This is a genomic window from Humidesulfovibrio sp. (assembly GCF_030689645.1).
GTDB lineage: Bacteria > Desulfobacterota > Desulfovibrionia > Desulfovibrionales > Desulfovibrionaceae > Humidesulfovibrio.
Genome location: NZ_JAUYFU010000100.1, coordinates 63,240 through 83,947 on the forward strand (window position 1 = coordinate 63,240; position 20,708 = coordinate 83,947).

The window sequence follows — 20,708 nt, forward strand, 5'->3', positions numbered from 1 at the left end:
CATGAGCAGTCTCGGCCACCCGAAAGTTCTGACTCTGCCGGAGTTTCTGGCCAAAAAGGCGGCGTTTCCGCCCGGCTTCCGGCTCGTGTTCACCAATGGCTGTTATGACATTCTGCACCCCGGCCATGTGGACTTGCTGGCCCGCGCTCGCGCCCTGGGCGACGGCCTCATCCTGGGCCTCAATTCCGACGCCTCGGTGCGGCGCATCAAGGGTGAGCTTGCCGGGCCGCCCAGGCCGGTGAACAGCGAAGACGAGCGCGCTTTCGTGCTCGCCGGGCTTTCCAGCGTGGACTTTGTCGTGCTGTTCGAGGAGGACACGCCCCTTGAGCTCATCCAGGCGGTGCGGCCTCAGGTGCTGGTTAAGGGCGGCGACTGGGACGTTGCGCGCATTGTGGGGCGCGAGGTGGTGGAGCAGGACGGCGGACAGGTTGTGAGCCTGCCCCTTCTGCCCGGCTATTCTACCACGGGACTCATCGAAAAATTGACGCGCCAGGGCTCGTAAAGGTCTGTGGCGCGCATCCCCGGCAACGGGCCAGGGGGGAGGCTATAAAACCTGTCTTGACATTGCGCAGCCACAGGGCTATGCAATTCTGCTCGGACGGATTCGGGCCAATAGCTCAGTTGGTAGAGCCCCCGGCTCATAACCGGATGGTCCCAGGTTCGAGCCCTGGTTGGCCCACCAGACACACTGGCCGCGAGCCAGAGAACAATCCGGCTGGACAATGACAACAGGCCCAAAGCCCGACACCAAGGACGTACATTGACCAGACGCGCCGAAGCGAAGGCCGCCAAACTTACCGCCCGGACTTGTGCAGGCGAACGCAGATGCTCCCAGGGGGAAACCCTACGGGAGCATCTACGCGTTTTGGGGGGGTGACATGAACGCTGATAAGGCTCTTTCCCGCATCCGCGCACTGGCCCCGGAGGCATACGCCGCCGATTGGGACAATTCGCGCGTGCAGATCCGCGGAGCGCGGGAGGCGGTCAAAAAGCTGGCTGTGGCCCTGGATCCCTCCCCGGCGCTTATGGGTGACTGCCTCGGCTGGGGTGCGGACCTGGTTCTCACCCACCATCCCCTTTACTTCAAGCCTCAAGCGCCAACCGCTTCCGGCCAGTATCTTGATGTTCTGCGCCTGTTCGTCTCCGCCGGGGCGTGGCTCTACGCCGCACACACCAGCCTCGACTGCCGCCCGGACGGCCCGGCCTTCTGGCTGGGGCGCGAGCTTGGCCTCAAGGGCTGCGCAAGCCTTGAGCCCTGTCAGAGTTTCCCGGCGCGGGAGGTGTTCTTTCAGGCTCCGTCGCGCTTCACCGAAGGCGAGGCCCGGCCTCTGGTGGAAGCCCCAGGCGTGCACGCCCTTTCGCAGAGCGCTGCCGGAGAGGTCCGCGTGGTGGCCGAGGAACACGCTTGGCCCGAGGTCTTTGAGGAGCTCAAAGGCATCTTCGCCAACAAGCCCATTGAATACTATGTGCGCCGCCTGGAGACCCCTGTGGTCAGCGTCGGCTTTGGCCAGGTGGGCGATCTGCCTGAGCCCCTGGCTTTTGAGGCCTTTGCCGAAAGGCTTGAGCGGGCGTTGTTCAGCGCGCAGAAGCCCTTTGCGGGCGGCAAGGCCGGCGTTGCCTGGGCCGAATGCGGGCCCAAGCCGGAGACCATCCGCCGCGTGGCCTACACCACCGGCTCTGGCGCGTCCCTCATCCCCGCGGCCTTTGCCGCCGGGGCCGATGTGTTCATCTGCGGGGACGTGAAGCACCACGCAGCCATGGAAACCCCTGGCCTGGTGCTGGATGTGGGGCATTTCATCCTAGAAGAAGAGATGATGCGTCTCTTCGCCACGGAGTTGCAGTCGGACCTTGGCCGCGAGGTCGAGGTGCGTTTTTTTGCGGGAAGAAGCCCCTTCAGTTTTCGGGTGCTGGCGTAAGCCTGCGGCCCGGAGGCTTTGGGGCGAATCAATATGTTTCCGGCGCGGGCAGAGGCCTGCGCCGCATAAAGCGAGGTGCTGATGTATCAGAAGCAGATCGAGCAGTTGGTGGTCCTTCAGACCGTGGATGACGAGATCAAGATCCTGGAGGGCGAGGTCCGCGAGGCTCCTCTGGAGCTGACCGGCCTTGAGGCCAAGGTGGCCGTGCTGCGCGAGCGTCAGGCCCAGGTGCAGGAGCGTCTCGACATCCTGAAGGGCCAGCAGAAACGGCTCGAGGGCGAGATTGAGGACGACGGCCACAAGATCAAGAAGAGCAAGAACAAGCTCATGGCTGTGGGCAATTCCAAGGAATATCACGCCATGATGCGCGAGATGGACTCCATGGAGAAGCTGAACCGCTTGCGCGAAGAAGAGCGCATCGCGGTGATGGAAGAGCTGGAGCGTCAGGATAGCGCCATGGCCGAGGTGGTCACCGAGATCGAGGGATTCATGGAAGGCTACGACGCCAAGAAGGCCACCCTGGATGAGCGCATTGGCAAGGCCCAGGGCCGCCTGGACGCTCTGATCAAGCGCCGCACCAAGGCTGGCAAGGTCGTGCCGCCCCCGATTCTGGGCCGCTACGAGTTCATTCGTTCGCGCATCGAGCACCCGGTCATCGTGCCGGTTTCCGAAGGCATCTGCGGCGGCTGCCACATCAAGATCCCGCCCCAGGCCTTCAATGAGCTGCAGAAGGGCAAGCAGATCCTGGGCTGCCCCAATTGCCAGCGCATTGTTTACTGGGTCGAGCACTCGCCCCACATTTTGGATTAGCAGCAGAGAATCACGCCGGAGTTGGACGGACCGTCGCCGCGTTCCGCAAGGAACGGGGAGGAAAGTCCGGGCTCCAATGGGCAGGACGCTGGGTAACTCCCAGGGGGAGCGATCCCCGGAAAGCGCAACAGAAAGCAGACCGCCAGAAGGCCTTAGGGTCTTCGGGTAAGGGTGAAACGGTGGTTTAAGAGACCACCAGCAGGCGCGGCGACGCGCCTGGCTAGGCATACCCCGTCTGGAGCAAGACCAAATAGGGAGGCAGGCTGGCCCGGCTATTGCCTCCGGGTAGGTTGCTTGAGGTGGTCGGTAACGGCCATCCTAGAGGAATGACGGTCTCCCGCCCTCGGGCGGTGACAAAACCCGGCTTACAGTCCGACTCCGGCACTTTGAAGACGAACCTGGGGGGCAGGCTCCGCCTCCCCCCAGACCCCTCCACCGCCAAGGGCATACGCCCTTGGATCCCGTTACGGGCTGGCGCAAAAACGCCGCCCCGCATCGGCCCGATAAAGGGGGCAAGGGGGCGCGTCCCCCTTGCGGGGGAGTCCGGGGGGGCTGGCCCCCTCGATTCATCATCCCCTCGCACCGCACCATAACCATATAGGGGCTGCGTCAGACATGAGCGCAACGCATCCGCACAACGACCACGCCTGGGCCATTATCCTCGCCGCAGGCAGCGGCACGCGCCTGGCCCCGGCCCTGGCGGGATCATACGGGCCGCAACGCAAGCAGTACCTCGATCTTGACGGCGCACCGCTGTTCTGGCGGAGCGCCTGCGCCTTTGCCCGCATCCAGCAGGTGCAGGGCCTGATTTTCGTTTTTCCAGCCGAGGACCAGGAGCGCATGACCCAGGTTGTGGCTGATCTCTATAATCGCGACCCGTTGGGGCTGCCCTGGCGCACATGCACGGGCGGGGTGCGGCGACAGGACTCTGTGCGTCTGGGCCTCGCGGCCTTGCCGGAGCCGGTGGGCAGCGTGCTTGTGCACGATGCGGCGCGACCCTTCGCCTCTGCCGCCTTGGCCCGCCGGGTGTTGGGTGCTCTGTCGGATCAGCAGCCGGCGGCTATTCCCGGCCTTGCGGTGACGGACACCATCAAACGCGTAGACGGGGATGACATAATTGTAGAAACGCCGATGCGAGCGGACTTGCGCGCCGTGCAGACCCCTCAGGGTTTCCGTCTCGCGCCTCTTTTGGCTGCCCATGCGCGGGCCGAAGCCGAGGGCTGGGAGGCAACGGACGACGCGGCACTCATGGAGCGCGCCGGGCATAAGGTTGTCATGGTGCAGGGCGAGGAGGGCAACGTGAAGATCACCAACCCGGCGGACCTGGAGTTGTTGCGGCCCAATGCCATCGCAGCCCCTCGAACCGGTTGGGGCTATGACGTGCACCGCTATCTGGCTCAGGGCGAGGGCGACCCCAAAGTGTTGGCCAAGGCCCGGCCCATGATGCTGGGCGGCGTGTCCATTGCCGGGGCTCCCCAGGTTTTGGCCCATTCCGATGGCGACGTGCTGCTGCACGCTTTGACGGACGCGTTGCTCGGCATCGCCTGCGCGGGAGACATTGGCCAATTGTTTCCGGACACGGATGCGGCCTTCGAAAACATGCCGAGTGCCATTTTTGTGACCGAGGCCCTGAGGCGTGTCCGGTTAGCGGGCTTTCGGCCCGCGCATGCGGACCTCACCGTGGTGGCGCAGACGCCGAAACTCGCGCCCCACATGGCGCGCATCACCGCTCAGGTCGCGCAGTTGCTGGAACTTCCGGCAAGTGCAGTAAACGTCAAGGCCACCACCGAAGAGGGGCTTGGCTTCACAGGTGAGAAGCGCGGGCTCAAAGCTGTGGCTGTTGTGACTGCTCTGCCCGGCTGAGGTCACCGGGCTACATTGTCTTTAAATTAAGTTGGTTGTCGGCGGCATGGCCGGGTCGGGGGGAATCTCTCGGCCCGGTTTTTTGTTGCCCGCGTCGCGCTGGCCACAATTGACGTTTTTGTATCACATGAAGTTTGTTTTACCAGTTCGGACACGCGGGGGAACGAATTTCTTTGCCGGTGTTTTTTTATTATGCTTGTAAATCAGTCACTTGTGGTTGTGTGGTGAACTTGGCCCGCCTCTTGCTTTATCCCGGTCTGTCGGGTGGCAGGTGTAGTAAAATTACAAGTATGTGTTTTAATCCTTTTGCTGCTTGTTTGGTTTCGATTGTGGCGTGACTATAGTTCCAGCAAGTTGTTGTTTTCGTGTTTGGCGGTTGTGCTCTGGATGTTTTGGCTCGTTTACGCAAATTGTAAAGGCGTTGCCCTAGGCAAGTGGATAAGCCACTGACGGGGTGATTACATGATGACAACGCACGGGAGGTTCCCTCAATGAACGCGGCAGATACTGCATTCGTCCTCATCTGCTCAGCCCTGGTCATGTTCATGACACCGGGTCTGGCTCTCTTCTACGGCGGCATGGTGCGCAGCAAAAACGTGCTTGCGACCATCATGCAGAGCTTCATCCTGCTGGGGCTGGTCTCAGTGCTTTGGGCTGTGGCTGGCTATACTCTGGCCTTTGGCAAGGACATCGGCGGTGTCATCGGCGGGCTGGACTTCCTGTTCCTGAACGGAGTTGGCCTGGATGCCACGGGCGGACCAGTTGAGAATATCCCTCACATGGCGTTCATGATCTTCCAGTGCATGTTCGCGGTCATCACGCCTGCGCTCATCTCCGGCGCCTTTGCGGAGCGCATGCGCTTCGGCGGGTTCCTGCTGTTCTCCGCTCTCTGGATTCTTCTGGTCTATGCGCCCATGGCCCATTGGGTATGGGGCAAGGGCTGGATGGCTGAGATGGGGGCGCTTGACTTCGCGGGCGGAGCTGTGGTGCACATGAGCTCCGCAGCTGCGGCCCTGGCCGCCACGGTGGTTCTTGGAAAGCGTAAGGGCTATGGCAGCCAGGCTTTCATGCCGCACAACCTGCCCATGACCGTGCTGGGCGCGGGCATCCTCTGGTTCGGCTGGTTCGGTTTCAACGCCGGCTCCGCCTTGGCGGCGGACGGCTTTGCTGTCAATGCTTTTGTGACCACGCACATGGCCGCAGCCGCCGGGGCTCTGGGCTGGATTCTGATGGAGAGGCTGCACTCCGGCAAGGCGACAACACTGGGCGCGGCCTCCGGCGCCGTGGCCGGATTGGTGGCAATTACTCCGGCAGCGGGTTTCGTCACCGTCATGCCTGCCATCCTCATCGGCCTGGGCGGCGGCGTGTTTTGCTTCCTCGGCGTGATCCTGAAGAGCAAGCTCGGCTACGACGACTCCCTCGACGTGATTGGAGTGCATGGCGTGGGCGGCACCTGGGGTGCCATCGCCACTGGTCTTTTCGCCAGCATCAACAAGGCCACAGGGCTTTTCTATGGCAATCCTTCGCAGCTTTGGATACAGTTGGCATCCGTGGCCGCCACCTGGGCCTTCTGTTTCACCGCAAGCCTCATCCTCTTCAAACTGGTGGACGCCACAGTTGGCCTGCGCGCCAGCGCGGAGGAAGAAGACCGCGGAATGGACCTGTCCCAGCACAACGAGACCGGCTACCAGGCGTAGCCCGCCTGCCAAGGAGTACGCGTCATGAAAAAAGTAGAAATAATCACCCGCACCTTCAAGCTGGATGACATCAAGGCAGCCCTGTCCGAGATCGGCATCAAGGGCATGACCGTAAGCGAAGTGAAGGGCTTTGGCCGTCAGGGCGGGCACAAGGAAGTTTATCGCGGCGCAGAGTATCAGGTGGACTTCGTGGTCAAGGTCAAGATCGAGGTCGTGGTCGAGGACAGCCGCGTGGCCGATGTGGTCGCCGCCGCCACCAAGGCCGCCCGCACCGGGCAGGTGGGAGACGGCAAGATCTTCGTCATCCCGGTGGAGGAAGTCGTGCGCATCCGCACCGGCGAAACCGGCGACGCAGCCGTCTAGCACGCGCCAGCGTCCTTTCCCGTGGACGACACGACACTGAACGCTCCGGCCCTGCCGCCAGCCGCCCAAAGGCTGCGGCAGGGCCGTCTCGATTTGGCCGAGGCTGCCCGCGCGGGGGATCTCAGGGCGTATCCTCCGGCCAGTTCGGCCCTCATGGACGCCTATTTCCGCGAACGGCTCGACGAGTTGCGGGCCCAGTCCCCGGAGCTGTTCTTCGAGCCCTTCGCCCTGGTTGCCGTTGGAGGCTATGGCCGCAGCGAACTTTGCCCTGCCTCGGACGTTGACGTGCTGGTGCTCTACGACGCCAGCATTCCGAAAAACGCCGACGAACTTTCGCGGGGGCTGTTCCACCCGCTGTGGGACTTGGGCCTTGATCTCGGGCACGGGGTGCGCGCCTGCGCCGACTGCCTGCGCCTGGCACAGGAAGACACCCAGGTGCTTACCTCTCTGCTGGACACGCGCAGGATCGACGGAAGCCGGGAGCTGTTGGCCCGGCTTGACGCGGAGTTTTCCCGCCGGGTGCTTTCCGGATATGCCGGGACCTTTGGCCAGTGGGTGCTGGTGCACAACGCCGCCCGCCGCGCCGAGTACGGCGACTCCAGCGGTCTGCTGGAGCCGGAGCTCAAGAATGGCCTGGGCGGGCTGCGCGACGTGCACCAGATCCACTGGCTGCTGCGCGTGGAGCCCTCGCTCAAGGACGGACCTGGCGCGCCCTTCACCCCGGACGATCTGGCCCTGCTGCATGAAGACTATGCCTTTGTGCTGGCGGCGCGCACAGCTCTGCATCTGGCGGCCAAACGCAAGACTGACCGCCTGAGTTTTGACCTCCAGCCCCAGGTGGCCCGTGCCCTCGGTTTCACCGGGGCAGACCCGGCCCAGCCCGGAGAGGTGCAGACGCCTGGGCAGGCGGCCCTGGCTACGGGCCTTGCGGTGGAGGCCTTCCTCTCGCGGCTGCACCAGTCCATGACGCGCATCCGGTCCATGCGCCAGGCTTGCTGGATGGAAGCCTTCCCGCCGCGCGCCGGGGCCTGTCCTCAACCGGTCTCCACATCCCCGGACATTTTTTGCAGCCCCACAGGCATGGGTTTGCGCGATCCTGGGGCCGCGCTGGGCAACCCGGCGCTGCTGCTGGAGCTTTATGTGTCTGCTGCTCGGCTGGCCCGGCCCTTGAGCTGGTCTGCCTTGCGAATTACGCGCGCCGCTCTGGCCGATTCCTCACGGCGGGAAGCCTTTGCCAGCCTCCCTGGCATCCTGCCTGCGCTCATCGAAATATTCCGGGCCTCGGGCCAGCCGACGGAGAGCAGTCCGCCCCAGGCTGCGCCAGGAAAGCCGGGGCCAGGCGGATTGGCCAAGGCCCTGAAACGTTTTTTCGCGCTCGCCCCTGCACCGGGCGAGGAACAGGAGGCGCAGCCCTCAGACATGGCGCCCGCTGTGGCCACGGCCCTGCAATCCATGCTCGATACGGGGCTCATGGCGGCCCTGGTGCCGGAGTTCGGCCCGGTGGAGCACCTGGTGCAGTTCGACGACTTTCACATCCACCCCGTGGGCAAGCATACCCTTGAGGTCGTGCGCGCCCTGGCCGTCATGCGGCTGGTGTCCCCGGGGGAGGGCTCGGGTGATCTTTCGCCGGAGTTGCAAAACCGGGCGGCGGAATTGCCCCATTTCGACCGGCTGCTGCTGGCCGGGTTCTGCCATGACCTGGCCAAGCCCGACCGCGACCATTCCGGCAGCGGCGCGCGCCTGGCCACCAGCCTGCTGCGCCGACTGGGCGCGGATTTGCCCACCCAGGCCGATGTGGCTTTTTTGGTCCAGCAGCACCTGCTCATCCCCAAGATCGCCACCCGCCGAGATCTGGCCGACGAATCCGTGGCCGTCGGCGTGGCTGAGATTTGCGGCAGCGTTGAGCGGCTGGACATGCTGCACTTGTTGGCTGTGGCCGACAGCCAGTCCACCGGTCCGCGCGCCTGGAGCCCGTGGACGGCGTCGCTCTTCGAGGAGTTGACGCGCAAGGCCCGGAAGATCCTCATAAACGGGCCGCTGGCCGAGCCCCATGCCGTGGACCGTAGCAGGAAGGTGCGCGAGGATGCGCAAGCTCTGGCGGCGCAGTCCTTTGCCCAGACGCGCGGGCAGGAGCCGTCGCTGGATCCGGCCTTTGTGGAGCGCTGCCTGGAGCGAATGCCCGCCCGCGCCCTGCTGGTGCTCGATGCGCCCACAGTGGTGCGGCACATGCGTCTGGCCCAGCGTTTTCAGAAGAGCCTGGACGAAGATCTGGTGCGCAAGCCGACAGGCAAGGCCGGAGTCGGCGTCACAGAGATCGAGGCCGTGGGGGTAAAGGGCAGGGCCTTTCAGGTCAGCATCGCTGCCCTGGATCAGCCGGGGCTCTTCGCGGTCATGGCGGGGGTGCTGGCCCTGCACGATTTGAACATCCTTTCCGCAGAGGTGCTCACCTGGGCTCCTGGTTCGGCTGGTCCGGGCGCTTGTCTGGCCGTGGATGTGTTCGTGGTGCAGGAGCCCGCCGAGGGCCTGTATCTGGACGATCTCTGGGGCCGGGTGAAGCGCGCAGTGGGGTATGCCCTTACGGGCAAGTTGTCCCTGGAGTACCGTCTGGAGCAGAAGCGCTCATCACCCCTGGCATTGCAATCGCGCGCGCCAAAGAGCCGCTGCAAGGTGCGCATCGACAACGAGCAGAGCGACTTCTTCACTCTTATCGAGGTGGCCGCGCCGGATCGTCTTGGATTGCTGCATGATCTGGCGCTCACCATCTGCTCTTATGACATGCGCATTCATCTTGCGCGCATAGCGACCAGCGCCGGGCGCATTCACGACGTGTTCTACGTGCGCACTGGCGAGGGGCTTAAATTGAGCGACCCGGCCCGGGCCGAGGAACTCCGCAAGGCCCTGCTTGCGGCTGCCCATTGATTTGCGTCAGACCGTTCCGCTGCTTGGGTTTATGACCCGTTGCCTTGCTTTGCGGTTTCCGCTAGCCTGGAATCATTCAGTCCCCCCCCACATCAGGAGGAGCCAATGCGCATTCGTTTGATCAAAAAACTTGTCTCAGTGGCTCTCTGCGCCTGCCTGCTGGCACCCGCCGCTGCGCAAGCCATAAGTCTGGGAGGTCTCTTCGGTTCGCCTGTTGATGCGGAGCTGGCGGCCCAGGTGCCCCAAAATAAGCGCTCGGCCATCAACAAGGCCGAGTTTGAGCTGGCTTGCGCAAATCAAGATGCGGAGCTGGCGAAATTGAAAGAAGAGCTGGCGGACCGGCAGGACGACTTGGCCAATCTGAACACCAAGCTGGCAAAAGCTCAGGCCCGCGCAGCCGAGATCCGCCTCGACATCGCCAAGATGGAGGCCATTATGGCCAGCAATCTTGGCCAGGCCGAGGACAACCGTAAGGTGTTGAACGACCTTCTGGCCGACCGGGCGAAGAACGAGCGCGAACGCATCGAAATCAAGTCAAAGGCCGATCAGGGCACGCTTTTTGTGCGCGATTGGACCCAGCGTGTGGCGCAGAAAGAAAAGGCCGTGGCTGAGTTCAAGTCCAGGCGCAGCGGCGATGCCGCGCCGACGCCCCAGGATGCGCCCAAGCCAAGCCCCAAGCCAGCAGACGAGCCGGTGGAGATCGTCAACCCCGAGCCCGGCGCTCAAAGAGCGCCAAAGCCAGACGCTCTGCCGACCTCCGAGGCCGATCTCAAAAGCTAGCCCTCCAAATCAACGCAAAAAGCCCCCACTCCAGTCAGGAGCAGGGGGCTTTTTGCTGCGCATGGCAGAGGCGGCTAGTTCACTTCGTCGTTGTCCTGCACAGCCTCGGCGCCGATGGCAGGCGTGGTCTTCACGGCGCAGCGGCCGCCATTGGTGGGCAGCACGGGCATGTCCACCTCCTGGATCTCGTGCAGATCCTGGCGCGGGTGGGTGTTCGGCATTTCGATGGTTCCGTTCAGCACCGCGCCCTGGTCCATGCCAAGGGCCGGGGTGGCGAGGTGCCCGTCAAACACGGCGTGCTCGTGCAGATGGGCGTGGCGGCTGGCGCGGACGGTGCCGATGAGGGTGCCGTTGGCGTTGAGGCTCGCCACCTCAACTTCGCCTTTCACTACGGCCTCGCGGCCGAGAATGAGGGTGCCTGTGGCGGAAATTGTGCCCAGGAAGTGCCCGTCAATGCGCACAGAACCTTCAAATGAAAGGTGTCCTGTGAACTTTGTTCCGGTTCCCAGAAAGGCGTTCAGCTCCCCGGACGTATTGTCCGTGTCCGCTGATTCAGAGAATATGCGGGAAAACCACTTCATTCCACACCTCGAACAGATATAGATGTCCTTCGCAGGTTGTAGCGATAAGCATCAGGAAAATCCAGAACTTTCGAGTGCCGCTACGAAGTGCTCACTTGCGCGTCATGTCGCTCCAGGCCCAGACTACGCGCCCGCCTATGGCGTTGTAAAGCTCTCCGCCGTAGTCGCGGTTCAGCCGGTACACTCGCGGAGGGTAATCGCGTGAGTTGTCGGAGTAGAAGACGAGCTCCACGTCTCCGTCAACGGCCCTTGTGCTCACGCGCTTTATTGCGCAGCCGCCGTCAGGCTCGGTCACCAGCATGATTTTGCCTGCGGGGTCGGGAGATTTCTCGGCCCGGTCCACCAGCACTATGTCACCGGGGTGCAGGGTTGGTGTCATGGACGTCTCGCCCTTGCCGATGGTCACGGCCACCAGGTCCGAGCGGAAGCGCACGGACTCGTGGTGCCGCCACACCAGCACCCAGCCTCTGATGTCGTCCTGGGGGATGCGGCCTGGTCCGGCTGCCACCGGTTCTGCCGCCAGGGGGACGGCGAAATAGTCCTCAGCCGTGGGCGGCACGGCGTCGTTTGCTGCGCCGGTGGTGCGCGGCGAAACGAAGCAAACCTCGCGGGCAGCCTCGGGAGAGGTCTCGCCAGGGAGCACAAGCCGGGCTCCAAGCCCATCCAAAACGCGGCCCAGGGTCTCCACGGAGAGGCCGCGCTCGCCCTCCATGAAACGGTTGAGTTGCGAGGGGTCTATGCCCAGGGCATCGGCCATGCGTTTACGGTTGGCGAAGTCCTTGTTCTCTCCCACCCTGGCCCAGAGCATTTCGCGCAGGTTGCTGGTGAAGTCCATAGTCCTCTCCCTGGATTATGCGCACCGAGGGGTGGCGCGACGTTGGCGACATGGCATATTTGTAGCATATATTTTGTCCAAGTCCACACAAATTTGCGTATGATATATTGACAAAGAAATATACTTTTGACAAAATGCTGTCGCACAAAAGGGCATCAGCGCCTAGGGTGAGAAGTGCTGTGGCTCCCGTGCCGGCACGGATCTTCGGGCTGTGGCTGCCGTGGGCCGACGCGAGTAATTCGCTGCCCATCAAGGCTTGCTGCGCCACTGCTCCAAGCGATGGCGCACCGTTCGCGGGCAAGTTGTCCGTATTTCTGGGGGTGGTTCGATACAGACCGACTTGAAGTGGCGTTCGTCCGAAAAAGTCTGGTTGTTGGCAAAATAGTCATGGCGTTGGCGTATGCGTGGTTCCTCGGAGACAATATTATGATTGTCAACGGGCAAGAAGTATTGCGCTGAAATACGGCGCTGACTCCTTCAATATTTATCGACCTATTCAGGAGGCACACATGGACATGCATGCTGGCATCTGCGTGAAGGGTGCGCGGGCCATCTGCGAGGCCGTGGGGGAAAACCCCAAGCAGATCGTGCGGCTGGTGAGCGAACTGGGTCTGCCGGCCTGGCGGCGCGCCGGTTCCGGATCTTGGCGGGCCCTGCCCGAGGATCTCAAGCGCTGGGTGCAGATTCAGCGCAACCAGCATCTCTCAGCGAGTCTGCGTAACGATGAGCCATTACGGCCCTGATGCCTCGTATGAAGGGCCGGGGAGCGCTGCGCTTCCCCGGCCCTGTCGGTGCAAACCGCAGTTATCGCTTCAGCGCCTTGAGCAGCGCGGCGGGAACCTGCATGTGCACAGCCTGCATGGCCGCGTCGAGCAGATTGGAATCTGTCCACCCCAAGCCACGCAGGTCCTCGATCGTCTCATCCGTGATGGATTCTGGCTCGGCCAGCACGCGCACAGCGTAGTAGAGCACAGCGCGCTCGGCCTCGCTGAACGCGCCACCTGTGCCAGGCAAGGCCTGAATTTCCGAATTGGTCATTCCGGCCATCAGAAGCAGTTTGTGGTTGAATTCGAGACAAGCAGGGGCCTCCAGGTGTCGTGAAGCAAGGTAGCGGATTGCTGCCAGCAGTTCAAAGCTTAGGCCGGGGTGCGACCGATAATACCCGAGCAGGCCCATCTGGGCTCCAAGTAGCCCAGGGCTCGCCGAAAAGAGCAGTAAGGGTTCAGGGATTCCCACTTGCTTGGGAAAGAGCTTGAACACCTCGGCCACGATGTCTGTGGCTGTCTTCGGGGTCTGGGTGGCCAGACGGAATGGGGAGGTGTTGGTCTGTTCGCTCATGAACGTCTCCAGGGGTAATGAGACACCGACGAAGCGCGTCGGGCGCATACTAGACCGGTCTATTCTGTGCAAGGCAAAGCGAAATTCGCGATCCCTTCATCAGCTCTGGCGTTGTGTTAAGCCGCGTGGCACGCGTCCCTAGGTCTTGTGTCTGCCTGTGGCTGAGGCATTCAGCATGCCCAGGAGGAAGGCACGGGCGCGCACCAGGGGCTCGGGCCCGCCTGCGGCCTTCATGCGCAAGATGGCTCCGTGCCAACTGGCGACGATGAACCGCGCCAGCTCGTCGGCATCATGCCTAGGGCCGATTTCGCCCACGGCCTGCGCCTGGCGCAAAACAGTGGCCATCGCACGTTCAAGTCCGTCCAGCACCTCGTCCAGGCGGTGGCGGAAGGCCGCGTTCAACGGGGCCATCTCCTGCACAAGATTGCCGATGGGGCAGCCGCAGGAGCTGAAGGGGTTGTCAACATCGTTCACACGCTCAATCATTTGGTCGAAAAACAGGCTCAAGCGCGCAAGGGGAGAGAGCGTGACGTCGGAGAATAGCTCGAGCACGCGTTTGCCCATCCTGGTGGCGTAGTGATCAACCACAGCCAGGACAAAGTCCTCTTTGCTTTTGAAGAAATGGTAGAAAGAGCCTTTGGGCACTCCGCAGGCAGCCAGGACTTCCTGGATTCCGGTGCCGTTGTAGCCTTGCCGGTGCAAAATGGTCGCTCCGGCTTCGATCAGCCGCTGGCGGGTGTCTTCTTTTTTGTGAGCGTCTCGCATGCGAAATACTAGACCGGTCGTCTCGCGAGGTCAAGTGCGAGCCGCATCTGCTTTGGGTACTTAACGGACTGTAAAGAAAGCTGACACTGCGCCCCTGTAAAAGTGCCTGACATGGATCTTTGGCGCAGCATAAATCCTCGATATCCTAATTGGTTGCGTTTGCGGCTTTGATGGCATGGGAATTGCCCTAAGGGGATATCCAAGGAGTGCACATGCCTGCGACCGCCCGGCTCGATATCGCCATCACTGACAGAAACCCGCACGTGCGCGAGTTTCTCTGTCGGGAGCTGAGCGGATTGGGGCACTGGGTGGGAGCTCTGGCCACTCCGGGGCAGTTGTTGGAGGCTCTGGTTAGTCCGAAGCCACCGCAGGTGCTGGTGCTGGACCCCGAGGCGGCTGGAGCCAGGCTGGCAGAGGTTGCTCTCAGGCTTAAGGAATGCGCGGGGCAGGTGCTGGTGGTGCTCCATGTGTTTGAGGGCGAGGAATCCCACCCGGGGTTCGAGGGTGCCCTGGTTGTGGAGAAAGAGCCTCACGTCGGCGCGCTCAAGGCCGCAATAGGCGCTCTGGCCGCGCAACTCGGCACAGCCGGTGCGAAACCGGACGGCCCGCAGGGCGCACAGGAGAATGAATGAAGGTTCTTTTGGTCGACGACGAGCAGGACTTCCGCGAAACCCTGGCCAAGCGCTTGGGCCGTCGCGGCATCGAGTCATCCACCGCTGGCAGCGCGGCCGAGGCCTTGGTCTGGCTGAAGCAGAACGCTCAGGTGGACGCAGTGGTGCTGGACGTGAAGATGCCTGGCATGGACGGCATCGAAGCGCTCAAGCATATCGCCGCAAGCCACCCTGGCGTGGCCGTGCTCATGCTCTCCGGTCATGCCCACGTGGAAACGGCCATGAAGGGGCTGGAGCTTGGGGCCTTTGATTATTTGATGAAGCCGGTGGACATTGAGGAGCTGGTGTTCAAGCTCCAGGACGCCTGCGAACACAAAGCGCTTAAGGGGGGCAAGCCCACGTAGGGCCGCCCTTGTTGGATTAGGACACGAACCGGAGCCGGGCTTCGGGCCGGTATCCGGGTACACGTAAACACTTTTACACGGAGGGGAGATTGATGGGCTTCGGTAGAGACGTCTTTGAATTTCTCAAGCAGGCGAGCATCGCGCACGCTAAATGGGACATGGAAATGTCCTTGTCCATCGTCAAAAGCAGGAAGAAGCTCCTTATTCTGGGGCTCATGGTCCTGCCCATTCTGCTCATCAACTTCGCCTTTGCTGCGGACATGATCGGCGGAAAAACGGCGTACGCCCCGGCCTTCTACACCAACACCATCTTCGTCGTTTCCATTTTTGTCGGCCTGGCGGCTGGCCTCATCACCGGCTGCATCGGCGCGGGCGGCGGCTTCATCATCACCCCGGCGCTTATGGCCGCTGGCGTCAAGGGCATCCTGGCGGTCGGCACCGACCTCTTCCACATCTTCGCCAAGGCCATCATGGGCACCGCTGTGCACAAGAAGCTTGGCAACGTCTCCACCAAGCTGGCGATCGCCTTCCTGGTTGGTTCCGGCGGCGGCACCATCATTGGCGGCTGGATCAACAAGACCCTGTACGACACCGACCCGCTGCTTTCCGAAATGTTCATCAGCTCCATTTACGCGGTGCTGCTGGGTTTTCTGGGCTTCTACGCCCTGTTTGACTTCCTTTCCGCCAGCAGAAGGGGCGAGACCGGCAGCGGCCATGATGCCCAGAGCAGCTCTTCCGGCTCCACCGGCCTGGCCGCCACCATCCAGAACATCAAGCTTGCCCCGATGATCACCTTCGACGAAGACTTCGTGCCCGGCGGCAAGAAGATCTCCGGCTGGATCGTGGCCGCGGGCGGCGTCGTGGTCGGCATCCTTGCGGCCATCATGGGCGTGGGCGGCGGCTTCATCACCTTCCCCATGTTCGTGTACATCTTCGGCGTGTCCTCCATGACCACCGTCGGCACCGACATCCTTCAGATCATCTTCACTGCGGGCTTTGCGGCCGTGGGCCAGTACGCCATTTACGGCTACGTTTTCTACACCCTGGCCATGGGCATGCTCATCGGCTCGCTCCTGGGCATTCAGGTTGGCGCGCTCACCACCAAGGTGGTCAAGGGCATCCACATCCGCGGCTTCTACGCCATCAGCATTATCGCTGGCTTCATCAACCGTGTTTCCGTGCTGCCCAAGAAGCTGGTCGAGCTCGAAATGATCAAGCTGGACCTTGGTTTGTGCAATCAGATCGAGTTTGTCGGCAACATCATCTTCTGGGTTGTTGTCGCCTTCTTCGGCTTCTGGATCTTCAGCAAGTTCTTCAGCAACATCGGCAAGCTGCGTCAGGAGGCCTAAGATGATTATCACCAATAAGCCGCTCTTCAAGAAAGGCCTGCTGCTCATGGCCTCGTTCCTGTGCGTCTTCGTTTCGCTCTTCCTGCCCATCTGGGGTGGCCATGGCAACGGCCTGGATGCAGCGGACAACATGTTCAACCGCCTGTCCAAGGGTTCGAGCTACTTCATTCCTGGCGTGCAGAAGCAGGTTCTGGAGCTTGACGGCAAGACTGTCACCATCACCGCCAAGGTGAAGGATCCTAAGCTGGCCGCCCGCGCCGTGGAGAACCTGACCAAGGCTGGCGCCACCGCTGAATTCAAGGATGACGCCATCACCTACTCCGGTGATTTGTCCAAGATTCTTTCCGCAGCCCTGACGGACGCCGACGACCTGTTCAACGACAGGGGCAAGGCCGTGCTCGACCGTTACGCCACGACCGACAAGGACGCCGAGAAGACCATCGTCAAGGCCTGGTGGAGCGTGCTTGATCCTTCCATCAAGGAACTGCAGAAGCAGAAGCTCATTCAGGAAGCCAAGGTTGTGGGCCAGGTGAACAAGCGCGGACTTGAGCCCGGCTACAACTTCTACGGCATCAAGAGCGAGAAGGTTCTGGACAACGTGCTGGCTCTGGTTGGCCTCCTGGTGTTCTACGTCATCTACACCATGTGGTACGGCTACGCCATCTTCGACATGTTCGGCGGCGTCGGCCTGGGCATGAGCAAGCCTAAGATCAAGAAGGAAGCCTAGGCTTCCGAAGAATCCGCTGTAGCGCGCCCCCGGTGGTCATTCCGCCGGGGGCGTTTGCTTTTTCTGCCCGCCGCCGCTATGAGATACGTATGGGAGGCTGCCTGTGGCCGGGATATTTGATGCTGTTCGTTCGTTGTTTGGCTGCGCCCGCCCGCGCCCCGTGGTCGACACCGGCGAGGTGGAGCGGATCGGCGCGGAATTTCGCCGCCGCCACACCAACTTCCGCCTGCTCCTGACCGCCGGCAAGCGTCTCCTGTCCACCCTCTCCGACATGGAGCGCGCCACCACCGATGGGCGCGTCTTCGGCATGACCTTTCTGCGTGCCGGATCGACGGCCATCATCGTCAACGCCTTCCGCATGATCAAGCACCTGGAGGCGCTTGCGCCCACGAGCGCCGGGCATCTCAAACCATGTTTCCATGACCTCTCCGCCCGCGTGGAGGAGGTGCTTGGCCGCCGCAAGGCGCCGGTCTGCGGCGTGCTCGTGGCCGACATCAGCACCCTGGACGCCGCCCAGGCCGACCTCATGGGCGCTCGGCTGGCCGAGCTGGGCGACATCAAGAACCGCCTGGGCCTGCCCGTGCCCCAGGGTTTTGTGGTGGGGGCCTGCGCGTATGAGCTCTTCGCCTCACAGCCCGGCCTGCGTGAGGAAATGGCCCGCCGCATTCAGACCCTGTACGACGCGGGCTCGCAAACCGGCGACGACGAGGCTCTGGCCGACCGCATCCCTGCCATCTATGGGGCTGACGATGCAGCGCTGAAGGCCATGAGCCGCGAGATTCAGGCGCTCATTCTGGCCGCGCCCCTGCCGGATGAGCTGGCCCAGGCCATCACCAGCGCCTGCGACGGACTCATGCGCGCCTGCGGGGAAACGCACCTCTGTGTGCTTCCTGTGAGCCTGGGCGAGGGCCAGGGCTTCACCGGCTCGTATCCTGCGCAGTTTTCCGTGCCCTGCGGCGACGCCCTTGACGCCTATCGCCGCGCCGTGGCCGGCAAGTATTCTTCACAGGCCATGGCCCGCAGACTCTCACGCGGCATCGCGGACATCGACGTGTCGCTCTGCGTGGGCATGCTGGCGGTGCCAGAGTCCGCAACTCGGGGCACCTGCAACAGCTCAAACCCCGCCGCCTCGGCTCAGGCCGCCGGGCTGGAGCCGGAAGACGCCGCGCGCCTGGCGGAACTGGCCCGCAAACTCCAGGAGGGCCTGGGCGCGCCCGCCCGGTTCGAGTGGCTGCAAGGACCGGATGGAGCCTTCAGCCTGTTGCGCTGCGGACCTGAGCCAGCCTCGGACGATCAAAGCCAGAAAAGCGAGGCGGAGCAGGGCGACGAGGCCATGGTTTCCCCGGTCGGGCGATCACACATGGAAGGCTCGCCTGTGCACGCGCGGCTCTGCGAACTGCTGGAGCTCCTTTCGCCCCTTACTCTGCCAGCGCCGGAAGATCCCGGATTCCGCGCCGCCAACTGCCGCACCGTGCGCGACGTGGCGCGCCTCGCCCATCAGCGCGGGGTGGACGCCATGTTCGACTTCGGCCGCAGCCAGCAGGACTTTTCCGAGCGCCAGGCCAAGCAGCTTTGGGCTGGCGGCGCGGCCATGCAGTGGTGGATAATCAACCTGGAGGACGCCTTCAGCGCTGCGCCGGAAGGCAAGTTCATACGGCTGGAGAACATCGACTCTCCGCCGTTTCTGGCCGTATGGGAGGGCATCAGCGCCTTTCCCTGGGCTGGGCCGCCGCCCATCGACGCGCGCGGCTTTTTGTCCATCATGTATGAGTCTACCACCAACCCGGAAATCTCCATCACCGGGGGCTTCGACTTCGGTGTGCAGAATCATATCCTTCTTTCCAAGGCTTACGTGTCGTTGTCGTCGCGCTTCGGCTACCATTTCGTGACCATCGAGGCCCTGGTGGGCGAGCGAGCGCGGGAGAACTTCGTCAGCTTCCAGTTTCGCGGCGGTGCGGCCGAGAGAACCCGGCGCGCGCGGCGAATTGCCTTTGTGTCCGGCCTGCTCAAGGAGTTCGGCTTCGGAATAGACGTCAACGAAGACGCTCTCATCGCCCGCGTGGAGGGGCTCACCACCTCGGAGCTCATGGACCGACTGCGCGTGCTCGGCTATCTCATCATCCACACCCGCCAATTGGACATGATCATGCGCATTCCGGCGCAGGTGCGCCTGCACCGCGAAAAGATCCTGCGCGAGATCGGCGAGATGCTCGCCCGGCCAGTCCAGTCCCCATCTGAAAAGGATTGAATGCATGCGTTCCGAAATGCTGTACCTGCGCCTGCCGCGCCCTCACGTGGCATTTTTCCGTTTCCTTCTGGAGGCTCATGAGGGCCTGGCCATGTTCACCTCGCTTGGGGCCGACGCCAACGGGCGCGAGGTGCTTTGCCTTCGATACGCGCCCGGCGCTGGCGGACAGGTGCGTCAGTTTCTGGCCGCGATCCGCAACGAATTGGAGCTGACCTTGCTGGTTGACGAAAGCGCGCCCCAGCCACCCGCTGCCCCGCAGGATATGTTGGGCCTGGGCCAGCCCCTTGGCGCAAAAGGATAGCCGTCATGACGCATACCGCTCAGAATCTTGGGGATCAGCTGCATATCACCGCGCGGGAGATAGCCCGGCGCAAGGAGCTGTTCGGCATCACCCCCGAAACAGAGGCCCTCATGCGGCAGGCCGGGCCAACCATCGCCCAGCAGGAGCAGGAGATCGTCGAGGAGTTCTACGCCAATCAGGTGGCCACGCCGGAGATCGACCGCCTCATCGGCGATTCCGAGTCCCTTGGCCGGTTGAAGCACCACCTTGGGCGCTATCTGCGCACCTTGTTCAGCGGCATATACGACGACATCTACGTGCTTTCGCGCCTGCGTGTGGGCATGGTGCACAACCGCATCGGCGTGCCGCCGAAGCTCTACGTCTCTTCCATGCGCACCCTTTTGGACATCCTGCGAAGCCGTCTTACCGGTTCGCGCATGGAAGGCCAATGCGGGCTGTGCTCAAACCTGAGCGCCAGTCTGGAGCGGTTTTTACTTTTTGACCTGTCGCTGGTGTTCGACACCTACATCCACTCACTGCTGGGCGAGGTGGAGCGCAGCAAACAGGAATTGGAGCAGTATGCTCAGAGCCTGGAGGCCGAGGTGGCGCGCCGGACCACGCAGTTGGCGGAGCTGGCCCTGAATGACCCCCTCACCGGCCTGCCCAACCGGCGGGCCATGTTTGAAGGCCTGCGCCGCGAAATGGCTCATGCTGTCCGCTCCAGTGTTCCGTTGAGCCTCTTGTGCCTTGATCTGGACGGCTTCAAGGCGGTTAACGACACCTTGGGGCACGAGGAGGGCGACCGCGTGCTGCTGCTGGTGGCCCAGGCCATGCGCAAAACCTTGCGCGCAGAAGATCTGCCCGTGCGCATGGGCGGCGATGAGTTCGCCGCAGTGTTGCCTGGCGCCAGTCTCGACACCGCCCGGGAAGTGGCGCAGCGCCTGTTCCAGACCTTTGACGCTTTGCCTGGAACGCACCGCATCACCATGAGCGTGGGCATTGCCACCCTGAGTCTGGACGCTCCACAGGATCCGGAATTGCTGCTGCGCCAGGCCGACGCGAGCAGCTACAAGGCCAAGAAGATCCCCGGGCATGCCGTAGTGGCCGAAAGTGCGGTGCCTGAATCCTAGCCCCTGCACATACTGGTTGCACTTCTGTGCACCGCGGTGCACATGCTGAGCCTTTAGACTAGGCTGTGTTTGCCAGGCATTGTGGTGTAAGC

At 62.8% G+C, this 20,708-nt stretch carries 20 protein-coding genes, 1 tRNA gene and 1 other RNA gene; 18 read left to right on the forward strand and 4 right to left on the reverse strand.

Annotation, left to right across the window (positions count from 1 at the left end):
- Window position 1: 1 nt before the first annotated feature.
- The 10 genes from rfaE2 (at window position 2) to Q8O35_RS13620 (ending at window position 10,348) form a co-directional block, all read left to right on the forward strand.
- Window positions 2-502: a D-glycero-beta-D-manno-heptose 1-phosphate adenylyltransferase gene (gene rfaE2, locus Q8O35_RS13575; RefSeq protein WP_305574233.1), complete on the forward strand. Its 501-nt coding sequence runs from the start codon at window positions 2-4 to the stop codon at window positions 500-502.
- Between the two features lie 104 nt (window positions 503-606).
- A tRNA-Ile gene (locus Q8O35_RS13580) sits at window positions 607-682 on the forward strand.
- Window positions 683-878: 196 nt separating this feature from the next.
- Window positions 879-1,916, forward strand: coding sequence for a Nif3-like dinuclear metal center hexameric protein (locus tag Q8O35_RS13585; protein WP_305574235.1), 1,038 nt, complete (start codon window positions 879-881; stop codon window positions 1,914-1,916).
- 81 nt (window positions 1,917-1,997) lie between these two features.
- Window positions 1,998-2,726: a zinc ribbon domain-containing protein gene (locus Q8O35_RS13590; protein ID WP_305574237.1), complete on the forward strand. Its 729-nt coding sequence runs from the start codon at window positions 1,998-2,000 to the stop codon at window positions 2,724-2,726.
- 17 nt (window positions 2,727-2,743) lie between these two features.
- Window positions 2,744-3,110, forward strand: an RNA gene (gene rnpB, locus Q8O35_RS13595) — RNase P RNA component class A.
- Between the two features lie 231 nt (window positions 3,111-3,341).
- Window positions 3,342-4,589 (forward strand): 2-C-methyl-D-erythritol 4-phosphate cytidylyltransferase, encoded by a 1,248-nt coding sequence (ispD, locus tag Q8O35_RS13600; RefSeq protein ID WP_305574239.1) that lies wholly within the window; start codon window positions 3,342-3,344, stop codon window positions 4,587-4,589.
- Between the two features lie 491 nt (window positions 4,590-5,080).
- Complete coding sequence (locus Q8O35_RS13605; protein WP_305574241.1) at window positions 5,081-6,286, forward strand: ammonium transporter; 1,206 nt, start codon at window positions 5,081-5,083, stop codon at window positions 6,284-6,286.
- A gap of 24 nt (window positions 6,287-6,310) precedes the next feature.
- Window positions 6,311-6,649 (forward strand): P-II family nitrogen regulator, encoded by a 339-nt coding sequence (locus Q8O35_RS13610; RefSeq protein WP_305574243.1) that lies wholly within the window; start codon window positions 6,311-6,313, stop codon window positions 6,647-6,649.
- 21 nt (window positions 6,650-6,670) lie between these two features.
- Window positions 6,671-9,568: a [protein-PII] uridylyltransferase gene (locus tag Q8O35_RS13615; RefSeq protein WP_305574245.1), complete on the forward strand. Its 2,898-nt coding sequence runs from the start codon at window positions 6,671-6,673 to the stop codon at window positions 9,566-9,568.
- Window positions 9,569-9,673: 105 nt separating this feature from the next.
- A complete protein-coding gene (locus Q8O35_RS13620) occupies window positions 9,674-10,348 on the forward strand; it encodes a hypothetical protein (protein WP_305574247.1) in 675 nt (224 codons plus the stop codon).
- A 74-nt stretch (window positions 10,349-10,422) separates the two neighbouring features.
- Here the strand turns inward: Q8O35_RS13620 and Q8O35_RS13625 are convergent, their stop codons facing one another.
- Entirely contained in the window at window positions 10,423-10,929 is a 507-nt protein-coding gene (locus Q8O35_RS13625) for a polymer-forming cytoskeletal protein (RefSeq protein WP_305574249.1), read from the reverse strand.
- 91 nt (window positions 10,930-11,020) lie between these two features.
- The gene (locus Q8O35_RS13630) at window positions 11,021-11,764 is read right to left on the reverse strand and encodes a S24 family peptidase (RefSeq protein ID WP_305574251.1); all 744 of its coding nucleotides are present in this window, start codon (window positions 11,762-11,764) and stop codon (window positions 11,021-11,023) included.
- A 509-nt stretch (window positions 11,765-12,273) separates the two neighbouring features.
- Between Q8O35_RS13630 and Q8O35_RS13635 the strand changes: the two genes are divergently transcribed.
- Window positions 12,274-12,507: a DNA-binding protein gene (locus Q8O35_RS13635; protein ID WP_305574253.1), complete on the forward strand. Its 234-nt coding sequence runs from the start codon at window positions 12,274-12,276 to the stop codon at window positions 12,505-12,507.
- A gap of 61 nt (window positions 12,508-12,568) precedes the next feature.
- Here Q8O35_RS13635 and Q8O35_RS13640 read toward each other — a convergent pair whose 3' ends face one another.
- Window positions 12,569-13,102, reverse strand: coding sequence for a carboxymuconolactone decarboxylase family protein (locus tag Q8O35_RS13640; RefSeq protein WP_305574255.1), 534 nt, complete (start codon window positions 13,100-13,102; stop codon window positions 12,569-12,571).
- Between the two features lie 138 nt (window positions 13,103-13,240).
- The gene (locus Q8O35_RS13645) at window positions 13,241-13,867 is read right to left on the reverse strand and encodes a TetR/AcrR family transcriptional regulator (RefSeq protein ID WP_305574257.1); all 627 of its coding nucleotides are present in this window, start codon (window positions 13,865-13,867) and stop codon (window positions 13,241-13,243) included.
- A 212-nt stretch (window positions 13,868-14,079) separates the two neighbouring features.
- Here Q8O35_RS13645 and Q8O35_RS13650 point away from each other — a divergent pair, with 212 nt between their 5' ends.
- From Q8O35_RS13650 to Q8O35_RS13680, 7 genes are all read left to right on the forward strand, one after another.
- Complete coding sequence (locus Q8O35_RS13650) at window positions 14,080-14,499, forward strand: hypothetical protein (protein WP_305574259.1); 420 nt, start codon at window positions 14,080-14,082, stop codon at window positions 14,497-14,499.
- A complete protein-coding gene (locus tag Q8O35_RS13655) occupies window positions 14,496-14,882 on the forward strand; it encodes a response regulator (protein ID WP_305574261.1) in 387 nt (128 codons plus the stop codon). Before Q8O35_RS13650 ends, Q8O35_RS13655 begins: the two co-directional genes overlap by 4 nt.
- A 92-nt stretch (window positions 14,883-14,974) precedes the next feature.
- Complete coding sequence (locus Q8O35_RS13660; RefSeq protein WP_305574263.1) at window positions 14,975-16,231, forward strand: sulfite exporter TauE/SafE family protein; 1,257 nt, start codon at window positions 14,975-14,977, stop codon at window positions 16,229-16,231.
- Between the two features lies 1 nt (window position 16,232).
- Window positions 16,233-16,958 (forward strand): hypothetical protein, encoded by a 726-nt coding sequence (locus Q8O35_RS13665; RefSeq protein ID WP_305574265.1) that lies wholly within the window; start codon window positions 16,233-16,235, stop codon window positions 16,956-16,958.
- 103 nt (window positions 16,959-17,061) lie between these two features.
- Window positions 17,062-19,206 (forward strand): PEP/pyruvate-binding domain-containing protein, encoded by a 2,145-nt coding sequence (locus tag Q8O35_RS13670; protein WP_305574267.1) that lies wholly within the window; start codon window positions 17,062-17,064, stop codon window positions 19,204-19,206.
- Between the two features lie 4 nt (window positions 19,207-19,210).
- Window positions 19,211-19,507, forward strand: a complete 297-nt coding sequence (locus Q8O35_RS13675; protein WP_305574269.1) for a DUF4911 domain-containing protein — start codon at window positions 19,211-19,213, stop codon at window positions 19,505-19,507.
- A gap of 5 nt (window positions 19,508-19,512) precedes the next feature.
- The gene (locus Q8O35_RS13680; RefSeq protein WP_305574271.1) at window positions 19,513-20,616 is read left to right on the forward strand and encodes a GGDEF domain-containing protein; all 1,104 of its coding nucleotides are present in this window, start codon (window positions 19,513-19,515) and stop codon (window positions 20,614-20,616) included.
- The last annotated feature ends 92 nt before the right edge of the window (window positions 20,617-20,708 follow it).

What these genes read in the sequence shown, in the direction of transcription:
- Q8O35_RS13590 (WP_305574237.1), top strand. Translation starts at nt 1,998, where the DNA reads ATGTATCAGAAGCAGATCGAGCAGTTGGTGGTCCTTCAGACCGTGGAT.
- ispD (WP_305574239.1), top strand. Translation starts at nt 3,342, where the DNA reads ATGAGCGCAACGCATCCGCACAACGACCACGCCTGGGCCATTATCCTC.
- Q8O35_RS13605 (WP_305574241.1), top strand. Translation starts at nt 5,081, where the DNA reads ATGAACGCGGCAGATACTGCATTCGTCCTCATCTGCTCAGCCCTGGTC.
- Q8O35_RS13660 (WP_305574263.1), top strand. Translation starts at nt 14,975, where the DNA reads ATGGGCTTCGGTAGAGACGTCTTTGAATTTCTCAAGCAGGCGAGCATC.
- Q8O35_RS13655 (WP_305574261.1), top strand. Translation starts at nt 14,496, where the DNA reads ATGAAGGTTCTTTTGGTCGACGACGAGCAGGACTTCCGCGAAACCCTG.
- Q8O35_RS13650 (WP_305574259.1), top strand. Translation starts at nt 14,080, where the DNA reads ATGCCTGCGACCGCCCGGCTCGATATCGCCATCACTGACAGAAACCCG.
- Q8O35_RS13585 (WP_305574235.1), top strand. Translation starts at nt 879, where the DNA reads ATGAACGCTGATAAGGCTCTTTCCCGCATCCGCGCACTGGCCCCGGAG.
- Q8O35_RS13610 (WP_305574243.1), top strand. Translation starts at nt 6,311, where the DNA reads ATGAAAAAAGTAGAAATAATCACCCGCACCTTCAAGCTGGATGACATC.
- Q8O35_RS13675 (WP_305574269.1), top strand. Translation starts at nt 19,211, where the DNA reads ATGCGTTCCGAAATGCTGTACCTGCGCCTGCCGCGCCCTCACGTGGCA.
- rfaE2 (WP_305574233.1), top strand. Translation starts at nt 2, where the DNA reads ATGAGCAGTCTCGGCCACCCGAAAGTTCTGACTCTGCCGGAGTTTCTG.
- Q8O35_RS13680 (WP_305574271.1), top strand. Translation starts at nt 19,513, where the DNA reads ATGACGCATACCGCTCAGAATCTTGGGGATCAGCTGCATATCACCGCG.
- Q8O35_RS13630 (WP_305574251.1), bottom strand. Translation starts at nt 11,764, where the DNA reads ATGGACTTCACCAGCAACCTGCGCGAAATGCTCTGGGCCAGGGTGGGA.
- Q8O35_RS13640 (WP_305574255.1), bottom strand. Translation starts at nt 13,102, where the DNA reads ATGAGCGAACAGACCAACACCTCCCCATTCCGTCTGGCCACCCAGACC.
- Q8O35_RS13645 (WP_305574257.1), bottom strand. Translation starts at nt 13,867, where the DNA reads ATGCGAGACGCTCACAAAAAAGAAGACACCCGCCAGCGGCTGATCGAA.
- Q8O35_RS13635 (WP_305574253.1), top strand. Translation starts at nt 12,274, where the DNA reads ATGGACATGCATGCTGGCATCTGCGTGAAGGGTGCGCGGGCCATCTGC.
- Q8O35_RS13665 (WP_305574265.1), top strand. Translation starts at nt 16,233, where the DNA reads ATGATTATCACCAATAAGCCGCTCTTCAAGAAAGGCCTGCTGCTCATG.
- Q8O35_RS13625 (WP_305574249.1), bottom strand. Translation starts at nt 10,929, where the DNA reads ATGAAGTGGTTTTCCCGCATATTCTCTGAATCAGCGGACACGGACAAT.
- Q8O35_RS13620 (WP_305574247.1), top strand. Translation starts at nt 9,674, where the DNA reads ATGCGCATTCGTTTGATCAAAAAACTTGTCTCAGTGGCTCTCTGCGCC.